Annotated in this window: 3 protein-coding genes; all 3 read right to left on the bottom strand. The window is 48.6% G+C overall.

From position 1 onward, the window contains the following. Window positions 1–27: 27 nt before the first annotated feature. Entirely contained in the window at window positions 28–201 is a 174-nt protein-coding gene (locus OKB81_RS20070; protein WP_270805416.1) for a hypothetical protein, read from the bottom strand. A 139-nt stretch (window positions 202–340) separates the two neighbouring features. Further along, the gene (locus tag OKB81_RS20065) at window positions 341–1,762 is read right to left on the bottom strand and encodes a DNA cytosine methyltransferase (RefSeq protein ID WP_270793638.1); all 1,422 of its coding nucleotides are present in this window, start codon (window positions 1,760–1,762) and stop codon (window positions 341–343) included. Between the two features lie 90 nt (window positions 1,763–1,852). Continuing rightward, the gene (locus OKB81_RS20060; protein ID WP_171865416.1) at window positions 1,853–2,263 is read right to left on the bottom strand and encodes a hypothetical protein; all 411 of its coding nucleotides are present in this window, start codon (window positions 2,261–2,263) and stop codon (window positions 1,853–1,855) included. Between the last annotated feature and the right edge of the window lie 96 nt (window positions 2,264–2,359).

Raw genomic sequence — 2,359 nt, 5'->3', positions numbered from 1 at the left:
ACTGTGCTCGGTGATTGATCCGGGAGATCAGATCACCACTTGGCTAGATAGTTCCCCGATTTGTGCAACAAGGCCGGTATCGAGCGTACAGCGCCGTTGCTGACGTTTCAGCAGATCAGCGAGTTGAGCAGTGATGGAGGTGCAACCACCGGCGTTAAGCAGGTAGGCGGCGTTCAGTTGGCTCAGATTAGTGATGCACATAATATGTTTCCTTTGCCAAAAGGCATTTAGGTCCAAAAAGGACATGGTCAAGACCGGTCAGGTCTTTGATCGGGGGGTATATCCAGAAGGATTGGAGCAATGCCCTCTCAGGTGAGAGGGGCATTGTTGGGGGGGTTGCTTAGGCTGCTTTGTGGGTCGGGGCGCTGAATTGCGATCCGGCACCACCAGACAGTGCTGCGAGCATATTACTGCCCAGCGCAAAGCCGACTGCTTCGAATGGTGGCCAGCAGACAGACTGCCCAAGAACCTCATGGGCGGTTGTATCACTTAACCCGTCGATAATACTGACGGGAATACCTTTACCTCTAGCGTGCTCAATAGGAGTGAGCAAACGAGAGAGCGCAGGATCAGTTGGATGACAAATAAACGGCTCGGTGGAGCGCGCCTTATTATACCCCTTGGCCACACAACCATATTTTTCGTCGCTTGCTTTAATTAGCTGGCGGCGAAATCCTTTCCCAGCCTCTAAATCTCTCAATTCTTTATCTGCCAGGTAATCATAAGTTTTCCACATCGGTGAATTATCTGGAATATTCTCCAAAATATCACCAACACAGGATTCTTTGACCTTGGTAGGAATCAGAGTTTCGAGCACTGCCGTTTCCATGGCACCGGGGGTTCTGGCAATAACACAAAGCCGTTGCCGATCCTCGATACAGCCATGTTGACTGGCATCTAAGATGGTTTCTTCCAGCACGTAACCGCGACTGGAAAGCACCGAACGGATGACCGCCATACTCGCCGTGGACGAATATGGGACCACGTTCTCGATGACCACAATGCTGGGGTTTAGCGCAGTTACCGCCGAAAGGAAGTAATAGAACAATGCCCCTGCTTCTTGATGGTCTTCAGCGCAAGCCAATTTGTTTTTAGCTCTGCCAGATAAACTAGCGCCTGTGCATGGGATTCCAGCACAAACGACATCTACAGATGTGCCGCGTGGATTGAAATGCTCAATACTACCCTCAAACAAAACAGAATCTGCTTTGAACAAATGGTAGTTGTTGGCGAGCGAACTCTCCAGATACTTCGACTCAAGCTCTACGGCGACCTTCACGTAACTGGTAACACCAGCACGTTCAAGCCCTGCATGAACTGCATTGTCCAGTACACCACCGCCGTGGAATAACGACGCCACAGTGATAGCTTCCCCCGTCGCCAGCTTGCGCTGAAGACGTTCGACCCGCTCCTTAGCATCACTGCTAGAGACCTGGGCGGTTATCACCATTTTCTTGTCACGAATGGCAATGCGGATCTCTTCCGATTCGGAAAAGAGGTCCAAAAATTCACGACTATTCATGTCAATAACTGGGAGATAACTCTCGTCCGAACCCCTCAGCTTGCGCCGAGAGACCGTGCCAGAATAATTCTCCAAGTCAGTCCCAAAGGTCACTTTCACTTGGCCCGCGTCCTGATCGAAATTCAGTTGGTATTTCATACCAATCTCGATTCCTTCGCGTTCCAATTTCCGACCTTCGAGCCACACGCGGGGTAAACCTTTATTTGTAGAGCCGATCTTAGTTGCGATTACAGTAGCCATAATAAAAATCTCCATTGCCAAAAGGCATTTAATTCCATAAAGGAAGGGTGTCGTATTACCGAATGGGTAAGTGAATAAGCCTGAAGGAAATCAGGCTGATTTTGAGCGCAACATAACCATCAGTTGAAACGCCTCTTGGTAAAGTCGTTCCAGGTTGTCGTAGGTAAGGTAAATAACAGCTCCATTTAAGAAAGCTGCCTTTTTCCAACCAGCGACCACAGCTACTTCGAGAGCAGAAATATACTCATCGACATTGCTATGCCCAATCTGATACCGGTGCCCGTCCATTACCAACCAAGCAGAGGCTTGTTTAGTGCAGGTATGGGTACAGCCAGCATCAAACTGGTAGGTATCGACATGCAGCATGTCGAAAGAGATGGAATATTGGCCACAATCAATATCAAACACGTAAGTCGAATTAAGCACTGCACAGTTGGAATCAATTTGACGCGACGTAATGGAGTCGGCGTGTTTGATGGCAATAGCGTTGATCTGTTCCATGATAAATATCTCCATTTGCCATCATGTACAGAACCTTAAGCGGCAAGCGAATTAATAATACCGTCTAACGTGTTGTTTTGCTTGGATTTTCTCTGC

The sequence above is a fragment of the Aeromonas sp. QDB56 genome (assembly GCF_027705505.1).
GTDB classification, from domain to species: Bacteria; Pseudomonadota; Gammaproteobacteria; order Enterobacterales; family Aeromonadaceae; genus Aeromonas; species Aeromonas caviae.
Note: the sequence above shows the minus strand (reverse complement) of the source record. Positions and strands in the feature narration are given on the sequence as shown.

Coding starts and splice junctions, on each gene's coding strand:
- OKB81_RS20070 (WP_270805416.1), bottom strand. CDS start 201: ATGTGCATCACTAATCTGAGCCAACTGAACGCCGCCTACCTGCTTAAC.
- OKB81_RS20065 (WP_270793638.1), bottom strand. CDS start 1,762: ATGGCTACTGTAATCGCAACTAAGATCGGCTCTACAAATAAAGGTTTA.
- OKB81_RS20060 (WP_171865416.1), bottom strand. CDS start 2,263: ATGGAACAGATCAACGCTATTGCCATCAAACACGCCGACTCCATTACG.